The 17,444-nt window shown below is 56.9% G+C and carries 21 protein-coding genes; 6 read left to right on the top strand and 15 right to left on the bottom strand.

Features of this window, described 5'->3' with window-relative positions; genetic code table 11:
* Positions 1-21: 21 nt before the first annotated feature.
* Positions 22-630, top strand: a complete 609-nt coding sequence (locus FE783_RS30305; RefSeq protein ID WP_138883136.1) for a GNAT family N-acetyltransferase — start codon at positions 22-24, stop codon at positions 628-630.
* Here the strand turns inward: FE783_RS30305 and FE783_RS30300 are convergent.
* The 12 genes from FE783_RS30300 to FE783_RS30245 form a co-directional block, all read right to left on the bottom strand.
* Complete coding sequence (locus FE783_RS30300; protein WP_138883135.1) at positions 627-1,457, bottom strand: hypothetical protein; 831 nt, start codon at positions 1,455-1,457, stop codon at positions 627-629. The two genes, FE783_RS30305 and FE783_RS30300, sit on opposite strands and share 4 nt — an antisense overlap.
* Entirely contained in the window at positions 1,454-1,903 is a 450-nt protein-coding gene (locus FE783_RS30295) for a flavodoxin (protein WP_138883134.1), read from the bottom strand. Before FE783_RS30295 ends, FE783_RS30300 begins: the two co-directional genes overlap by 4 nt.
* 194 nt (positions 1,904-2,097) lie before the next feature.
* A complete protein-coding gene (locus FE783_RS30290; protein WP_138883133.1) occupies positions 2,098-2,457 on the bottom strand; it encodes a hypothetical protein in 360 nt (119 codons plus the stop codon).
* A complete protein-coding gene (locus FE783_RS30285; protein WP_138883132.1) occupies positions 2,454-3,257 on the bottom strand; it encodes a hypothetical protein in 804 nt (267 codons plus the stop codon). The genes FE783_RS30290 and FE783_RS30285 overlap by 4 nt, the downstream gene beginning before the upstream one ends.
* A 282-nt stretch (positions 3,258-3,539) precedes the next feature.
* The gene (folE, locus tag FE783_RS30280; RefSeq protein WP_138883131.1) at positions 3,540-4,133 is read right to left on the bottom strand and encodes a GTP cyclohydrolase I FolE; all 594 of its coding nucleotides are present in this window, start codon (positions 4,131-4,133) and stop codon (positions 3,540-3,542) included.
* 39 nt (positions 4,134-4,172) lie between these two features.
* A complete protein-coding gene (locus FE783_RS30275; RefSeq protein WP_138883130.1) occupies positions 4,173-4,382 on the bottom strand; it encodes a YneF family protein in 210 nt (69 codons plus the stop codon).
* A gap of 92 nt (positions 4,383-4,474) precedes the next feature.
* Positions 4,475-5,506: an HD-GYP domain-containing protein gene (locus tag FE783_RS30270; RefSeq protein WP_138883129.1), complete on the bottom strand. Its 1,032-nt coding sequence runs from the start codon at positions 5,504-5,506 to the stop codon at positions 4,475-4,477.
* 57 nt (positions 5,507-5,563) lie between these two features.
* Positions 5,564-6,745 (bottom strand): tRNA epoxyqueuosine(34) reductase QueG, encoded by a 1,182-nt coding sequence (gene queG, locus FE783_RS30265; RefSeq protein WP_138883128.1) that lies wholly within the window; start codon positions 6,743-6,745, stop codon positions 5,564-5,566.
* 12 nt (positions 6,746-6,757) lie between these two features.
* Entirely contained in the window at positions 6,758-7,195 is a 438-nt protein-coding gene (rnhA, locus tag FE783_RS30260) for a ribonuclease HI (RefSeq protein WP_138883127.1), read from the bottom strand.
* The gene (gene lepB / locus FE783_RS30255; RefSeq protein ID WP_138883126.1) at positions 7,196-7,792 is read right to left on the bottom strand and encodes a signal peptidase I; all 597 of its coding nucleotides are present in this window, start codon (positions 7,790-7,792) and stop codon (positions 7,196-7,198) included.
* A gap of 1 nt (position 7,793) precedes the next feature.
* Positions 7,794-8,345 (bottom strand): DUF402 domain-containing protein, encoded by a 552-nt coding sequence (locus FE783_RS30250; RefSeq protein ID WP_138883125.1) that lies wholly within the window; start codon positions 8,343-8,345, stop codon positions 7,794-7,796.
* A gap of 227 nt (positions 8,346-8,572) precedes the next feature.
* On the bottom strand, positions 8,573-9,001 hold the full coding sequence (locus tag FE783_RS30245; RefSeq protein ID WP_138883124.1) for a GNAT family N-acetyltransferase: 429 nt from the start codon (positions 8,999-9,001) through the stop codon (positions 8,573-8,575).
* A 647-nt stretch (positions 9,002-9,648) separates the two neighbouring features.
* Between FE783_RS30245 and FE783_RS30240 the strand changes: the two genes are divergently transcribed.
* Together FE783_RS30240 and FE783_RS38075 are read left to right on the top strand one after the other, a co-directional pair.
* The gene (locus FE783_RS30240; RefSeq protein WP_138883123.1) at positions 9,649-10,257 is read left to right on the top strand and encodes a superoxide dismutase; all 609 of its coding nucleotides are present in this window, start codon (positions 9,649-9,651) and stop codon (positions 10,255-10,257) included.
* A gap of 184 nt (positions 10,258-10,441) precedes the next feature.
* The gene (locus FE783_RS38075) at positions 10,442-10,603 is read left to right on the top strand and encodes a hypothetical protein (protein ID WP_202916292.1); all 162 of its coding nucleotides are present in this window, start codon (positions 10,442-10,444) and stop codon (positions 10,601-10,603) included.
* Between the two features lie 110 nt (positions 10,604-10,713).
* Here the strand turns inward: FE783_RS38075 and mutY are convergent, their stop codons facing one another.
* Positions 10,714-11,874 carry an A/G-specific adenine glycosylase gene (mutY, locus tag FE783_RS30235; protein ID WP_138883122.1) on the bottom strand — a complete coding sequence of 387 codons (1,161 nt, stop codon included), beginning with the start codon at positions 11,872-11,874 and terminating at the stop codon, positions 10,714-10,716.
* 101 nt (positions 11,875-11,975) lie between these two features.
* Here mutY and FE783_RS30230 point away from each other — a divergent pair, with 101 nt between their 5' ends.
* The gene (locus tag FE783_RS30230) at positions 11,976-12,830 is read left to right on the top strand and encodes an AraC family transcriptional regulator (RefSeq protein ID WP_138883121.1); all 855 of its coding nucleotides are present in this window, start codon (positions 11,976-11,978) and stop codon (positions 12,828-12,830) included.
* 127 nt (positions 12,831-12,957) lie between these two features.
* Positions 12,958-13,572, top strand: coding sequence for a hypothetical protein (locus FE783_RS30225; RefSeq protein ID WP_138883120.1), 615 nt, complete (start codon positions 12,958-12,960; stop codon positions 13,570-13,572).
* A gap of 96 nt (positions 13,573-13,668) precedes the next feature.
* Here FE783_RS30225 and glpK read toward each other — a convergent pair whose 3' ends face one another.
* Positions 13,669-15,141, bottom strand: coding sequence for a glycerol kinase GlpK (glpK, locus tag FE783_RS30220; RefSeq protein ID WP_138883171.1), 1,473 nt, complete (start codon positions 15,139-15,141; stop codon positions 13,669-13,671).
* Between the two features lie 182 nt (positions 15,142-15,323).
* Between glpK and FE783_RS30215 the strand changes: the two genes are divergently transcribed.
* Positions 15,324-15,530: a DUF6199 family natural product biosynthesis protein gene (locus tag FE783_RS30215; RefSeq protein WP_238403312.1), complete on the top strand. Its 207-nt coding sequence runs from the start codon at positions 15,324-15,326 to the stop codon at positions 15,528-15,530.
* A gap of 8 nt (positions 15,531-15,538) precedes the next feature.
* On the opposite strand, the gene FE783_RS30210 is transcribed toward FE783_RS30215, so the two are convergent.
* Complete coding sequence (locus FE783_RS30210; RefSeq protein WP_138883119.1) at positions 15,539-17,254, bottom strand: glycerol-3-phosphate dehydrogenase/oxidase; 1,716 nt, start codon at positions 17,252-17,254, stop codon at positions 15,539-15,541.
* Positions 17,255-17,444: the final 190 nt, after the last annotated feature.

Below are 17,444 nucleotides of genomic sequence, written 5' to 3'. Positions count from 1 at the left end.
ACGGTCAGGAGGATAAGCCAAATGCTGAATAAGCGCTTTGAATTATTGCACGGATCCGCGGTGCGGCTCGTTCCGTTGAAGCAGGAGCATGCGGAAGCCTTGTACGAAACGGCCCGGGGCCAATCCGTCTGGAGCTACATACCCGTTCGCTTGGAATCGCCAGAACACATGCAATCGATTGTTTCCGACGCCGTCGCGGCCGCCGAACTGGGCGCGGAAATGCCGTATACGATTATGGACAACCGTGACAACCGGGTGTTGGGAAGCACGCGGCTGTTCGACCTCTCCGACGACCACCGCAGCGTTGAGATCGGCTGGACGTGGCTGACCCCTTCGGTATGGCGAACCCGGGTAAACACGGAATGCAAGCTGCTGCTGCTGACACACGCGTTCGAGTCGATGGGCGCGATCCGCGTTCAACTGAAGACGGACTCCCGCAACGTCCGCTCCCGTGAAGCCATCGAGCGGATCGGCGGCGTATTCGAAGGCGTACTGCGCAGTCATCGCATCATGCCGGACGGCTACTTGCGCGACTCCGTCTATTACAGCATTCTGGAGAAAGAATGGCCGGATGTGAAGCGCCGGCTGGAAACGATGCTCGCCGCCCGGACCGAAGATTCCATGCCTTAGTGCACAACACGCCGCAGGGGCGCCGGACCCGCATGCTCCGGGGAACGGACGCCTTTGTTCCGCAAGGCGCACTTGCCGCATATCGACGTATGACTCCGCCCAGCCCGCGCCCCTGTCTCCGCTCGAGGCATATAGTCGCGAAGCAGCCTGATGTAATCGGCCGCCTTGGCAATCTCTTCAGGTTGAGGCCGGAATACGTAACGATTGCCGCTCAATACGCCGAACACTTCGATTCGCCCCGGGAGAGATCCGAAAGCTTCGCTGCCGAACAAAACGGCAATATGCCGGAATCCTGCGATAACGCCGGGATCGTCATCGACCAAATATTTTTGGATGACATAGGGGGACTCTTTCCCGCTCCCGGTTCGGTACAGCACCTGCGTAATGAATGAAATGTCGGAATTCACCGAAGGGATATGTCTGCGGAACGATTCGAACAGAACGAGCGGCACAATGTCCCGATCCTCGGAAAGAAACCGGGTCACGTTGGATACCGTCACATTGCGGATATAGTGATAGTGGTCGGCGGATTCGAATTTGTAGGCCCGGTTGCTCCAGCGACGATGCGCCGACTTGTCGATCGCTTCCGCAGACCGCTGCTCCGGCGTGAGGCTGAAGTAGTCGTTCACGATATGGCTGGCCGAATATTGTACGATTTGCCGCCACGTAATATCCGTACAAAGCCCCGGATAGTCCGCTCCAGGCTCATTATTGCGAAACGGGCGGCGCAGCAGCTCCTCCAGCTTGTAGTCCTCGATCACGACCGCTGCCGCCTTGGCCGCCACCGACGCCGCTCCGCCCTTCATCGTCATCCTACGCCCGGTCATTTCACGCCTGCGGCAGCCAGCACGACCTGTTTGCCCAACTCCCGGCAAGCGGCCTTCTCCCGCTCGGAAGGATTCAGCTCCACCTTCAACCCTTTGGCCGCCAGTATCGCTCCGAGCTCTTCCAGCTTCTCTTCCAGCAGGTCGACCGCTTTGCCGAATTCCGGATAGGAAGAATCCGCAGAGCCGAATACGGCAGCTTGCTTGCCGGATAAGTCGAGATCGTCCAGTTCTTCGTAGAAGTCCAGAAATTCATCCGGCAGCTCGCCGTCCCCCCACGTATACGCTCCGAGCACGAAAGCGTCATAACCCGCAAGCTCGGATGCATTCGCATCGAGCACATTTTTCAACACGACCTCCGCGCCTTCTGCACGAATCCCTTCCGCGACGGCATCCGCCATCTCTTCCGTATTTCCCGTCATGCTTGCAAATACGACAATAACCTTCATCGTCTCGACTCCTCGTATGTTCAAGTCAGATCGGACTATCCTTTTTCTTTTTTTGCTCCGCGTATATACAGAACGATCAGGGCGATATTGACCAGCAGCAAAATAAGCGCCGTTATGAGCAGAAAGCGCACGTCATACCCTCCTTTTCCCGACGTCTACATCCCCCACCGCAGAAATGGGCCTCGCCTCATTTCCTAATTCCTAAACATGCACAAATCGAGCAGCGAAATGTCTTGCTCCCGCTTCAGCACCGTATCGTAGCAGGAGCATTCGTAACGGACGATGCCGGAAGCCGGAAGCTCCGCGATGATCGCGCTGTACCAATCGATATGTACCCGTTCAAACTGCTCGCCCGTAGGCTCCCACCTCGTAGTAACGATGTACTCCTCATATTGCTCCGGACTGCGGGCGGACAGCACTTCTATCGATGTCCATCCGCCGCTCCCGGAACGGGGCTTGAATTTCTCGATACCGCTCAGCATGCTTTTGCCGCAGCCGTGCGCAAGACACAGCCGCTGGACGACGACTACCACGCTCATCCCCTCTTCCGTCATAACCATTGAATCCCACGGAATAACGTGGCCATCACGATCGTGTCGCCGATCCAATCGGCGTCGGCCACCGGAAAGCCGAGTCTGATCGGGAGCAGTGCAACGTTGTCCCGGACCGGGCCGAGCCGGAAAAGCCCTCTGTCGGTGCACACGTACACTTCGCGTCCTTTCGGAATGAGACTCATTATGAACATACCGCCGAACCGGTACATATCGAAACCTCCGCGCTTGTTGCCGACGATCAATTGTCCGCGCTCGCCTACCCCGATCACATGTCCCCGGTAAACCGCGACACTCGTCACCGCTGTCCGCAGAGCATAATCGACCCACCCGCCGGTCAAACGGTCGTACAAGGCTATCCCTCGTTCGCAGCCCGCTATAAGAAACTGGGGCAAATACAGCAGATCGTACACGGCGGAGTCGGCATACGCCCAGCTTAGCCAGCCGGCCTCGGTCCTGCACCAGATGCCGTACTGGGTGGCGGCTAGCATGGTACCTCCCTCTCCTTCGCGGAACCGGTATGCCGGGATGGCAACTTCGGTCGGCTCCCAGCAGCCGCCGCGATACAGGTACAGCCCTTTGCTCGTACAAGCCGTCAATACATCCCGGCTCACCAGCAGGCGATTGACCGTGGCACCCTCGGGCCAATTTTCGTCAAGCGTGCTCCATTCTCCCGAACCGATAATTCGATAGACGCCTTGACCTAGCGACGACGCATACACGGTCGAATCGGGGCCTGTTGCAACAGAGGATACATGCGGAAACATGCGGTTCCAGGTGCGGGGTACAGCGTTGCGCGGCATCGGACAGCGCTCCTTCCAATGTAGTGATAACCATTTTCATTATATTGATAATGATTATCAATGTCAATGTCGAGGCAGTCCTGAACCTAGACTGCGATAACTCGATACAGCCCGTTCGATGGAAGTTTCACGCCTTTCCATGAGGACAATAACAAGGCGGCCAAGTCGTTGGAGTTTTCATTCACCGAGCCGTTCAAGAAAGGCCAGCTTATCTGGAAGCTGAAATAATTCGATTCCTCGCACACGAAAAAGCCGGCCTCCGCAGAGACCGGCTTCTTCTTTCTAATCCTTTATGAGCGACAAAAATTCCGACCTCAGCGCCGGATCGGAGGCGAACTGTCCCCGTACGGCGGAAGTCACCGTCTTGCTGCCCGGCTTCTTGATGCCGCGCGAGCACATGCACATATGCTCGCCGTCCACGACGACCATAACCCCTTGCGGCTTCAACACCTCAACGAGAATGTCGGCGATTTCCGACGTGATGCGCTCCTGCACCTGCAGCCGGCGCGTAACCGCTTCGACCAGACGAGCGAATTTGCTTAAGCCGGCGATTTTGCCGCTCGGCAAGTAGCCGACGTGGATTTTGCCGAAGAAAGGCGCCATATGGTGCTCGCACTGGCTGTAGTAGACGATGTCCTTGATGATAACCAGCTCTTGGTGATTCTCGTCGAACGTAACTCCCATCACTTCACGGGGGTCGACCGAATAGCCGGCGAAAATTTCCTCATACATCCGGGTTACCCGGGCCGGCGTCTCCAGCAGTCCTTCGCGCTCCACGTCCTCGCCGATCAGACGCAAAATTTCCCGGACATGTTCTTCAATCCGTTCTCGGTTGCGATCTACGTTGTCGTTACGGTAATCTTTCACCCCAGCCATCCGTATCCCTCCTCCTCGCTTACGCGGGAGATGCAGCCTTTATTTCCACTTGTGGTTTTTCATCATTCCCTGAACCTGCTGCATCTGTTTCTTGTTCAAGTTATACCCCATCTTTTTCGCCATCTGCTGCAGCATCTCGGGATTTGCCTGCATCGCTTCCATTTGCTTGCGCAAGTAGAATACCCCAATGAAGAAGCCGCCGACGAGACCGACGATCAGAGTCACAATAGGTATAATCCAACTCCACATTCAACTTCACCCCAACATCGATTTCTTATGCTGTCGAATACATTTCATCATAGCATTTCGGGGAGTTTACTTCAAATGGAAAAAAGCAAGCGCTAAGCAAGTACGCCTTCGACGAAAACGGTAGTATACTTGGCCAGATCGACTTCCTTGACCTGAATTTGATCCTCGATTTGACGGACGACGCGGACGACGGGTCGTCCCGGCAAGCCGCGATGCTGCCCCACGACGACACCCGTCTCCTTCGTAGACAAACGGACGGACGAGCCGGTCGGATAGACGGAGACCGTGCGCAGGAAATGGATGAGCACGTCCCGGTCCAGCTTCGTCCCCGCCAGTGCCATCATATGCTCGCAAGCCTCGTGGGGAAGCATGCGTTTGCCCCCTGCGGACACGTCGTACAGCAAATTGTCGAACATATTCGCGACTGTCACGATTTTCGCGTACAAATGGATTTGGTCGCCTACCAGCTTCCGGGGAAAACCTCCCCCGTCCGGCGCTTCGTGATGCTGCAGCGCCACGTGCGCGATCAGCAGATTCAGCTCCTGCTTCTGCTTCAGCAGCTCGAAGCCTCTCCAAGTATGGTGGCGCTTCGGATCGGACGACTCGTCGTCTACGAGCTTCTCGACTTTGCCGACATCGTGCAGCAGGGCGCCAATGGCCAGCTCCTTCAGCTGCGTCTGATTCAAATTCATATTAATGCCGATCAGCGTCGACATCATGCATACGTTCAAAGCATGCACGTACGCTTCGTTATCCTTCGTCCGGATGTCCGAGAGCTGGATCAGCACTTCTTTGTTGCGCGTCACGTCATCCAGCAGCTGGTCGACGCTCATGCTCACCGAGCGGGTATCGAACTGCTTGCCGGACTTGATCGTTTCCAACGTTTCCGTCATTTTCTTCATGACGGACCGCTTCGTTTCGTCGGACAGCACTTCGGGAATTTCCACGTCTTCGAAATGAGCGTCCTTAATATATAGCATCGTGGCGCCGATCCGGTTCAGCGTGTTGATCATGTATACGGTCAATTGCACGCCTTCGGAGAGCAGAACCGTCCCGTTGCTGGCAAAAATCGTTTTGCCCAAAAATTGTCCCGGCTCCACCTGCTCGATGCCAACGTACCTCATGCGACTTTCCCTCCAGCCTTGAGTCATTCCCGGTTGATTACGCTCTATTATTGCCCGTCACGCTTGTCCATTCTCCTGTGCAGAGAGCTCCTCTTCGACGATTGCTATCCGCTCGATAACTTCGGGATGAGCTTCTTTCCGCTTCGCTTCGCCGAGTGCGGCGATAGCTTCCGGCCCGCCGATGCGGCCGAGCGCCCAGGCGGCCGTGCCGCGAATTTCCGGCCTCTCGTCCTCGAGCAGCATCTCCGCGAGCAGCGGGACGGCCGACTTGTCCCGGAAATTGCCGAGCGCAATAATCGCGTTGCGCTGAATCGGCTTCTTGCCGCGCCAGGAGGCGGCCATCTCCCCGTACTGCTCGCGGAACTGCTTGTTCGTCATCGACAGCAGCGGCTTCAAGAGCGGCTTCACTTTGTCCGGATCGGGCTGCAGGTCGGGCTGGTGAGTCCAGTTTTTCCCTTTATTCACCGGACAAACGACTTGACACGTATCGCATCCGTACAGCCGGTTGCCGATTTTGCGCATCATTTCGTCCGAAACGAAACCTTTCGTCTGCGTGACGAACGATACGCAGCGGCTCGAATTCAACTGTCCCGGGCCGACCAGCGCACCGGTCGGACATGCGTCGATGCATATCGTACAATCCCCGCATTGATCGGTTATCGGCTTATCGGGCGGGAAAGGAATGTTCGTCACAAGCTCGCCCAGATAAACCCAGGACCCCCATTCCGGGGTAATGATGGCACAGTTTTTGCCGCTCCAGCCGATGCCCGCCCGTTCGGCCACCGCTCTATCGACGAGCGCGCCCGTGTCGACCATGCTCTCCATCCGGGCGTCCGGCACACGCTCCGCGATGAACGCTTCCAGCATAGCCATTCTTCTGCGCAGCACCCGGTGATAGTCCTCCCCCCAGGAGGAACGCGATATAATCCCCCGGTAAGCGCCCGGCTCCGACTTCGGAGGATCGGACAGCTTGGAAGGATAGGCGATCGCAATGGAAATAAGCGACTGCGGACGCTCCAGGCTTAGCGCGGGATCCGTCCGCTTGTCAAGATCCGGCTCTTCGAAGCCGGATTCGTGCCCTTTCTCCCGGTGCCGCGCCAGTATATGCTTCAGCTCCGTGAACGGCTCGGCCGACGCGAAGCCGATTTTGTCGATGCCGAGCTCGGGCAGCGCCCCGCGGATTTCCTCTTTCAGTTTCGCCCAGTCTTCACGGGTCCCCGACCCCGTCGTGAACCTCATGGCATGCTCACCTCACGTTAGGCGCTTGATCGCCTCGCGAGCCAATAAGTCGCAATGGTTATTGAACTCGTTATCGCTATGTCCTTTTACTTTAATATACTCCACGTTATGCGTTTCCATTAAATGCAGCAGTTGCTTCCACAAATCCTGATTTTCGACGGGCTGTCCTTTGCTTGTTGTCCATCCGTTCCGCAGCCACCCGCGAAACCATCCCTGCCGGAAGCAGTTGACCAAATACGCGGAATCGCTGTACAGCTTCACCCTGCAGCGCTCCTTGAGCACGCCGAGCGATTCGATAGCGGCCGCAAGCTCCATCCGGTTGTTAGTCGTATGCTTCTCGCCGCCGGACATTTCTTTGCGGTTCGCACCGTAAAACAGAATAGCCCCCCAGCCGCCGGGGCCCGGATTGCCGGAGCACGCCCCGTCCGTATAGATCGTTACGTCCTTCAACTACAGTCCTCCCATTTGACGAAGCGGCCAAAGGATGAACTCCGCCCTGCCTTGAATCGCCTTCTCGGGCACGGTACCGAACGTCCGGCTATCCTTGCTCGCGAGCTGATGCCGGTTGTCCCCCATAACGAAGTAGCGCCCTTCCTCCACGACGATCGGTCCGCGGTCGCCGTCCTCGATTTTGATATCCGTATATGGCTCCGAGACGGCTTCCCCGTTCACGTATAGTTTGCCTCCGCGAATCTCCACTTTGTCCCCGGGAGTAGCCACTACGCGTTTAACCAAATATTGCCGATCGACCGACTGCATGTCGGGGTCTTTCAAAATGACGACGTCCCCCCGGTCCGGATGGCCGATCAGAAACGTCAACTTGTTGACGAACAGCCACTCCTTCTCCCGGAGCGTAGGTTCCATGGAATGCCCTTTGACCGTGGATAAATTGAATACGAACATGTTCAGCAAAATCACGATGACAAGAGCAACCGCTATCGATTTCGTCCAATCCCACAGCTCTTCGGCCACGCTGCGCGTTGGAATTTGTTCCGTCGCGGCGGCCGTAACCGCCTCGCGGCCGTCCTGGCTTTCGTAAATGCCCATGTCATCCCTCCGGCGCTTCGTTTTTCCACCTCTCGTAGTAGGCGAGCACCTGCTCATCGCGAAACGGCGACTCTTCCCGCTTCAGCCTGCCGAGCACCGACTCCAGTCCCCGCTTCACTTTACGCTCCACCACGTCCGAGTAATGGTAATTTTGTTTGTGCAGTTCGTATTCTTCCTGATCTACAATTTGAGTATAGCCGTCCGGTGTGCGGATCACGTCCAGATCGTAATCGATATAAGTAATGACTCCGCCGTTCACGTAAGGAGGCGAGGCGATGTTGCAGTAATAACGGACCCCTTGGTCCTCAAGCAGCGATACGACATTAAACCATTGGCCGGGTATGAAAAACGTGACGGACGGGATTTTGCTCGTCCATTCCTTTCCGTCGCGTTCGCGAATCGGCGTCTGGCTGTTGATCAGGACGATCATCGATTCGGCCTGATGCTCCGGAGCGAGCATCGGATCCGGGATGCGCCAGTTTTTCAGCCACATCCGGTGCAGATGCCCGTCATGCTTGAAGCTTTTGATCTGATATGGAGAAAATGGATTCATAGTAAGCCCTTTCTGAACAACTACCCCTATTATATATCAAAAACGAATTTCGTAGTAAGAAAAGCCCCCGGTCGAAGCTATTTCGACAAAGGTTATGAACGTTAAAGGAAACGGCACATCCGCCGGCCTTGTTTTGCAGTCCCTACGAATACAAAAGCATATCTCGACGCCGATTGCAATGGCTTCAAGATATGCCCTTCGAAGGATCGATGCGGTTGCCTGTCCCGTCAGCGGCCGCTCACGATTCTCAGGTGACGGAACGAACGGGAGAAATTGTTGTCGGTATAGCCTACCGCTTCATATACGGGAAGAATCGGCTCGTTATGCACATCCACCGTTACGAGAATTTTGCTGACCTTGCGCTGGATGAACTTCTGCTTCAGAGCGTTGATAAGCGCTTTGCCTATACCCCTCCGCTGGTAGGAGGTCGCAACGGCTATCCGGTAATAATAGCCCTGGTTGCGTTGGTCGATCGTGCCGATGATGATGCCTGCGATCTCATCGTTCACGATGGAAACAAGAACCAGATCCGGGTCCAAGGAAAGCTGCTTGGCGAAAGCGTCCATCGTCTCCTCGTAACAGGATTCGGACAAAACTTCGCTGAAAAGACTCGTTATCGACGCATAATCGGACAAATAAAAGGGCCGAACGATCATCCTGGTCTCTCCCCGTTTGTTTTTTTGTAACGCAAAATAATTCATTTTCGCGTATCACGTAAATGATATAAGAAAAACGTCTATCGACGTACTTCAAGGATGAGCGACCGCGATTTAGAGGAAGTTTTTCTTGGTTCAGAAACTCTCACTTCGCTTTAACGCTTTAGCGAAGTTAAACTTTCTGAATCGATAAAGTTACAAATACGACAAAAATCGAGGAAATCCTGCTTAAACGTTAATAAATCCTTAAAAACTTTATTTTTTTTCGCGATTTCGTTTGAAAACGCTTAAAAGAAATCGTTTTCAGCACCAAAATAGGATACGATAGGACTTTTAACATATATTTACTTTTGTTCAATTTTTCCCTTATTGTCATTTTTCGACAAAGTTCGCTTCTTATTCGATTCAATTCGAGCGTCCCGCCTTTGCCGTTTCTTCTTCAATACGGTAAAAGGACTCCCCTATACTCTATGAGAATTTGAAGTATAAGATGATTAAAATCATGCATACTGAAATAGGGCTGAACGAAACTTAGGAAAAGACATTCGAGGAACTTTTCAAACATAAGTATTGCACATGTTGATTTATATCCGGAAATAGGGGATAATAGGCATGTACAAATCCATTATTTAGGGAGGTATTTTCTCATGGCACATCAACTGCCGGCACTGCCTTACGCCAACAACGCTCTCGAACCGCATATCGACGCACAAACGATGGAAATCCATCACGACCGTCACCACAACGCATACGTAACGAACTTGAACGCAGCGCTCGATAAGCACCCTGAGCTGCACGACAAATCGCTCGAAGCCCTTATCTCGGACTTGAATGCCGTTCCTGAAGATATCCGTACCGCCGTTCGCAACAACGGTGGCGGTCATGCGAACCACTCCCTGTTCTGGACGACGATCGGCCCGAACGCAGGCGGCCAGCCGACCGGCGCGCTTGCTGCGGCAATCGATAGCGAGCTGGGCGGATTCGATGCATTCAAGCAAGCTTTCGCGCAAGCCGCAACGACCCGTTTCGGCAGCGGCTGGGCTTGGCTTGCCCTTTCGAACGGCAAACTAAAAGTATACAGCCTGCCTAACCAAGACAGCCCGATCATGGAAGGCGACACGCCGCTCCTCGGTCTGGACGTATGGGAGCATGCTTACTATTTGAAATATCAAAACAAACGTCCTGACTACATCGCCGCTTTCTGGAACGTAGTCAACTGGAACGAAGTCGGCAAGCTGTACGACGCCGCGAAATAATTCGGTTTCAGCGAACCGCAATCCCCATCCGTACCGTCACTGTCGTGGCGGCGGGATGGGGATTGTTTGCATGTACGGACAGTACGTTTGAGCTTCCGGGCAGCAGGGGTCGTTCGCGCATGTTTCGCCGGTCACGCGAATACAATGTAGCGACAACAGACCCCTGCGAAAGGAACGAGCCCGTATGTCCAAATCGAACCGCGGAAAAGCGCTGTGGAAGCTGCCCTCCAGAGGAAGAGGAACTTGTCCGGTTTGCCGGGCGACCCGCATCAAGCTGCTCTACACCCGTACGCTGCAGGACGGCGTAAAGGCGAAAGTATGCAAACGATGCCGTGTCAGCGCATAATCGGCGGCCGCGGCCGCATTCAGGCGGCAAACGAACGGAAGCTTCCGGCCCTCGGGATCGTGCTCGAGGGGGCGGAAGCTTCTTTGCGGATCGCCCGGATCGATGGCGGCTTACCTTCTTCCGGATTGCTTTACTATTTTCACAAAAACGTTCGGAAGCGCGTACTGTCCGAATTCCTTGTCGCCGAACCATAGAAACACATTGCCATCACGCGCTTCCTCCTCGGCGGACGCAGTGTCCGCCGTTCCGGCAGCCCCCTCGTCCCGCAGCCGGACGAAGCGGCAGCGGTACACGCGAAGCATCCAATGGATGTGGCTGAACATATGCTCCGCATCCATCATCGGCTCTACCGGCTCGACCTCGAGCCCGTACTCGGCCAGCAGCTTCTCGCGAAGAAAGCGCATGGCGGCGGCGTCCGAGCCGTCCCCATCCAGATCCGGCACCGTTTCCGGCAATAGCACGTGCGGCAGCTCCCACATACTGGCGAGCAATCCTTCGCCCGGGCGCCTGCGGGCCAGTAATTTGCCGGCCTCGGCTCCGGTTCCTTCGATGAAGGCGGCCGCCCGCCGCTCCGGCCGCGGCGGCTTCGCCTTCGTCTTGACCGGCAGTTCGTCCTGAGCCCCTTCCAGCCTTCCCGCGCACGGCTCCATGACCGGGCAGGTGAGGCAGTGAGGGGATTTCGGCGTACAGACGGTCGCTCCGAGCTCCATCAACGCCTGATTGAAATCGCCCGCCGCCCCTTCCGGGATCAGCTCCCGGGCAAGCTTCTCCATGCCGATGCGGGTCGAAGGCTTGGCGATGTCGTCGCGGAGCAGAAAATAGCGGGAAAGCACCCTCATGACGTTGCCGTCCACGGCAGGCTCCGGCTTGTTGTAGGCGATGCTAAGGACGGCTCCGGCCGTATACGGACCGACGCCCTTCAGCGACGAAATGTGCTCCTTCGAATCGGGCACGATGCCACCATAGCTCTCCTTCACTTCCCGGACCGCCGCCTGCAGATTGCGTGCCCGCGAATAATAGCCGAGTCCCTCCCACGCCTTCAGCACCTGCTCCTCCGGCGCATCCGCCAGCGCTTCGACCGTCGGAAACCGCTCGATGAACCGGTGGTAATACGGGATGACCGTCTCCACCCGGGTTTGCTGCAGCATCACTTCGGATATCCAAATATAATAAGGGTTGCGGCTCCGCCTCCAGGGCAGGTCCCGTTTGTGTACGTTGTACCATTCGAGCAGCCGGGCGGAAAAGTATGCTTTTGCGTCGGTTGTTTCCACAATAATCTCCTCTTTCGTGCTGTCCATATCCGTTTCTGGTATGATAAATTTGTTTGGAATCCCGTCTGTACGTTAGCGGGCGAAAGGAGCGTCTCTTCAACATGCTGACTCCGGGGGAAATAGCCGCCCGATTGAACAGGCTCGTCTTCTCGATCGTGCTGACCGGCCACCGCAAAGCCGAGCCGACATGGTTTCAGCCGATGCGGACGATCAGGCACCACTCCTTCTGGCTCATCGTCAAAGGAAAAGGGACGTTCACGATAGGCGGCACCCACTATCCGGCCGAGCCGGGAAAGCTGTTTTTCTTCGCTCCGGGGATGACCGTCGAGCGCCGAACCGATGCGGAACAGCCGATCGAATATTACTTTTTACGTTTTCATTATACGGAAACGTACGAGGAGAAGGAACAGTGGATTTGCCGGAGCTCGGCGGATAGCCCGTTTCCGCTCCAAGGGATGTATTCGCTGCAGAACACTCCACAGTTCATTTATTGGATGGAGCAGCTGTTCGTCCTGTGGCAGCGGCGGGGACACATGACGGCGATGCGGCGCAAAATATTGCTGCAGGAGTTCTGGCTCGCGCTGCTGCAAGATTTCCGCGCGCAAAAAATAGCGGGGGATACGACGGCGGCGATCGAGCTGACGCAGGACTACATGGTTCAGCACTATCAGGAGCCGCTGACGCTCGAATCGCTTGCGCAGTTGGCGGGCCTCAGCGTCAGCCATTATTCGCGGCTGTTCAAAAAGGTGATCGGCTACAGCCCGATCGATTATTTGACCCATCTGCGCATGGACCGCGCCAAGGAGCTGCTCGTCCTGTCCGACTACAGGCTGAAATCGATCGCCCAAAGCGTCGGGTACGGGGACGAATTTTACTTCAGCCGAATGTTCAAGAAGGTCGTCGGCCTCTCCCCGCGCGAATATGCCAAACGGTACCGGGTCGATCCGGTGCCATAAGACCGGCACCCGATGCCGACCCACCGCGCCGGAAACGGCAGCGCTGCTCCAACGACGGCAGACCGTCCGCTCAGGTTGACTTCCGTCCCCGGGAATAGTAAGCTAACGTTGATTTGGGGTGACTGACGTGAAACGGCTTGCTGCCGATGCTTATTCGACTATTCCTTACTTGTACATATGGGGCTTTCAATGGATCGCGGACTCGCTGCTGCAATACGGGTGGATGCTGGATCCTAACGGTACGATCCGCTCACTGCTGCTATGGGCGGCAGTCGGGCTAAGCGTCGCGTATTGGATTCGCGGCCGGAGCGGGATCAAGGAAGCGGCGCAAGCAAGCTCACGGGCGAATGCTGCATCCGGCAACGGCGGCACCCGTTCCGACCCTGGCTCAGCCTCCGGCACTGGCCGGTGGATTCCCGCGATTGCGGCAGCCGGGCTGCTGCTTGTCGTGGTGCTGCTAGCTCGCCTTGAACTCGTTCCGCTGTTTACAGCCGAGTTATTCCGGTCTATCGTGCTATCCTGCGTATACGTCATCGCCGGTATGAAGCTCGGGCGCGAGATCGTCTATTTGGGATTGTGGCTCTTGGCGCTTACCGTCATTATAGCGGTTTGGTATTTGGGCTACGCCCCGATCATACTCGGATTTTCGGGAGGCGCGAGCCTGCTCGCCTGCGCGGTCATGTTCCGGATATGGGCGAAGGCGGGCGTAAGCGGCCGGGTTGCCGTCAATCGGGCGAAATAGCGGGCGTTAGCAGTTCTTATTTTCTTCAAATAAGTGGCACAAAAAAAGGCTGTTCCCCGTCGAACGACGAAAGGAGCAGCCTTTTTCCTTCACCCACTATAACTGATAGCCGACGGCTCGTAGCCAGCCCGCGTATTTACGGTTCCGCTCTTCCTCCGCCATCGCCGGCTCGAACTGCCGGTCTTTCTCCCACAGCGATGCAAGCTCCGCGGTTCCGCTCCAGAAGCCGACGGCCAAGCCGGCCAAATAGGCCGCGCCCTGTGCTGTCGTCTCCTGCACCTTGGGCCGGGTGACGCGGACGCCCAGCATGTCGGACTGGAACTGCATGAGGAACCCGTTCCGCGTCGCGCCGCCGTCCACACGCAGCTCGTGCAGGCGAATGCCGGATTCCTTCTCCATAATGCGCAGCACGTCCATCGTCTGGTAGGCGATCGATTCCAGAGCAGCCCGCACGATATGCGCCTTGCCGCTCCCCCGCGTCAGTCCCGTGATCATGCCGCGCGCTTCAGCGGTCCAGTAAGGCGTGCCGAGACCGGTGAACGCCGGCACGACGTATACGCCCTCCGTATCGCCGACCGATGAGGCCAGTGCTTCCGTCTCGCCCGCATCCGATATAAGCTGCAAGCCGTCGCGCAGCCATTGGACGACCGCCCCCGCCGTGAACACGCTTCCTTCCAGCGCGTAGCTCGTTTTGCCGTTGATCTGCCAAGCAATCGTTGTCAGCAGGCCGTTGTTCGATTGGATCGGCTTGCCGCCCGTATGCTTCAACAGAAAGCAGCCCGTTCCGTATGTGTTCTTCGCCATGCCGGGCTCGTGGCAGCCTTGGCCGAACAAGGCTGCCTGCTGATCGCCCGCCGCTCCGGCGACCGGAATCGCGGCGGCTCCGCCGAGCAGCCCCGTCTCCCCGTATACGTGGCTCGAAGGCTTCACTGCCGGCAGCATCGCTTCCGGTATGCCGAGCTTATCCAATATTTCGCGATCCCATTCGAGCGTGTGGATATTGAACAGCATCGTGCGGGAAGCGTTGGATACGTCCGTCACATGCGCGCGCCCTTCGGTCAAATTCCAGATGAGCCACGTATCGATCGTCCCGAACAAAGCTTCTCCCGCTTCCGCTTTCTCGCGGACGCCAGGGACATGATCGAGAATCCACTTCAGCTTCGTCCCGGAGAAATACGGGTCGGTCACAAGCCCCGTCTTCATCCGGATCGTATGGTCCCAGCCGTCCCGCTTCAGCTGCTCGCACGTCTCGCTCGTCCGCCTGCACTGCCAGACGATAGCCCGGTGAAGCGGCCTTCCGGTAGCGCGGTCCCATACGACCGTCGTCTCCCGCTGGTTCGTAATCCCGATCGCGGCGATTTCCGAAGCGTCTATGCCTTCCGCCGCTTCCCGCATGACCTGCTGCTGGACGGCCCATATTTCCCCGGCATCGTGCTCCACCCAGCCGGCATGCGGGAAATATTGCTTGAATTCTTTCTGGGCTGTCCGCATCATTTGCCCGCCGCGGTTGAACAAAATGGCCCGGCAGCTTGTCGTGCCTTGATCGAGAGCCAATACGTACCGTTTCATCATGATCCCTCCAACGGTTGTTTATGTTATCACCATACCACCCCGGGAAGCGGATGAAAATACCGGGGAAGAAAAACGCCTTCCCTTCCGAAACTTTCCAACCCTATCCCGCGTAATGATGAAGTAAGCGCGTACACGGTGCAACGCACAAGTATAACCGCTTAGCGAGCGAGGTGCATCCCATGGCTTTGATTAAAATCGTACCGTACCTATTTATCGGAATCGGGCTGTTGAATGTTCTGTTCCCCAGAACGGCCTGGTTTTGGAATATCGGCTGGCAATTCAAAAACGCCGAACCGAGCGAAGCCGCCATCCTGATGGGCCGGATCGGCGGCATACTGGCAATCGGTATCGGGCTGTTCCTGCTCCTGTCCGGACTTGGATCGTAACCCCCGCCTCAGACGGCGGAAGCGTCTCCCTCGGGGAAGCTCGTGACGAGCTCGATATAGGCTTGCGCATCTTGCTGTTGTCGGGCCGCCTCTTCCGCGCTCCACCCGAGCAGTCTTCCCATAGCCTGCACGACAGGGCGCACCAGCGCTTCGGCGCGCTTGCGGTCGAACGTGACGAGCCCGGTTCGGCGAACGAGGAAATCGGTCGCGCTGACCGTCATTTCATGATCGATCGCATAGCAAAGCTCCGCTTCGAGCAGACGCAAATCGATTCGATGTCCGCCCGTATCCGCACCGCGCCGGACGTCTGCGGCAGCCGCCTCTTGCGCCAGCACGGAATACATGTCGAATATAGTCCGGATGTTCGATCCGTATCGGCCCAGCAAATATTCGGCGTCCTTCGGATTTACCCCCATCCGCTCGCCGCGCGCGATCCACTGCTGCCGGTACTCCTCGTAGGAAGCCATACCGCCGCGGTCGCCACCGCTGATATCGTCTTGGTCGGTTCCGCACCCTGCGGCAGCTCTTCCTTCTTCCGCCGCCAGCTCCCGCTCCACCAGGTCGACGACCTTCTCGGCCATCTTTCGGAATCCGGTCAGCTTGCCGCCGGCGATCGTAATGAGTCCCGATTCCGAGCGGAATATTTCATCCTTTCGGGAAATTTCGGAGGGGCCTTTGCCTTCCTCGCGAATGAGCGGGCGCAGCCCGGACCAGGACGATTCCACGTCGGCCGCCGTCAGGCGCGCCCCGGGAAACGCATGGTTGACCGCTTGGAGCAAATAGTCCCGGTCTTTGCTCGTCGTCCGCGGCTCCTCGATCTTGCCTTCGTAGAACGTATCGGTCGTGCCGATATACGTTTTGCCTTCGCGCGGAATGACGAAAATCATCCGCCCGTCCGGAACGTCGATGTAGGCGGATTGCCGGACCGGCAGCTTGGCGTGATCGACTACGAGATGGACCCCTTTCGTCAACAGCAGCCGCTTGCCCTTGACCTCATGATCCTGGGAACGGACGCGGTCCACCCACGGCCCGGCGGCGTTGACGATTTTTTTGGCATAGATCGAATATACCCGGCCGCTCAGAACGTCCTCCACCTTCACTCCGATCGCTTTGCCCTTCTCGTACAAGAAGCCGACCGCCTTCGCGTAGTTCACCAGCTTCGCGCCGTGACCGTGAGCGGTCTTGGCGATTTCGAGCGTCAGCCTTGAATCGTCGGTGCGGTATTCGTAATAGTAACCCGAGCCCTTCAACCCTTCCCGCTTGAACATCGGCTCAAGCTCCATCGTCTTGGAGCGGCTATACATGATTCTCCGCTCCCCGCGCTTTACGCCCGCCAGGAGGTCGTATACGTACAAGCCGATCGCGGACATCCAGTAGCCGTACGTGCCGCCCTTGTAGATCGGCAGCATCATCGGCGCCGGAATGACGATGTGCGGCGCTTTCCGGTGCAGCAGCGCCCGCTCGCGGCCGACCTCCATGACGAGCTTCACCTCGCCCTGCTTCAAATAACGGAGTCCGCCGTGTACAAGCTTGGTCGAACGGCTGCTCGTGCCCCAGGAAAAATCGCGCATCTCCACCAAGCCCGTACTCAGCCCCCGCAAGCTGGCGTCCCAGGCAATCCCCGCTCCGGTAATGCCTCCTCCAATAACTAGCACGTCGAGCCGTTGTTTGGACATGCTCTGCAGCATCTCAACCCTTCGACCCGCGGAAAAAGTCGCGTTCATCGTTATGTCGCCTCCCATGACGGCAGCTTCGTGTTCTTGGCCGGATTATTTGCGAACGCAAAAAACCCCTCCGCATGATGAAGCGTCCCGTTACGTCAAGTAACAGGGCGCCCATCAGCAAAAGGGGTCTCTTCGTCTCCGCCCGATTGATGATGCCGTCCATTCGATTGTTCTTCTTGTCAACAATCGT

Origin of the sequence: Paenibacillus mesophilus (assembly GCF_005938385.1) — a bacterium.
In the GTDB taxonomy this organism is placed as follows: domain Bacteria; phylum Bacillota; class Bacilli; order Paenibacillales; family NBRC-103111; genus Paenibacillus_AB; species Paenibacillus_AB mesophilus.
The sequence above is the reverse complement of the archived record's forward strand: the minus strand, read 5'-3'. Positions and strand labels throughout refer to the sequence as shown.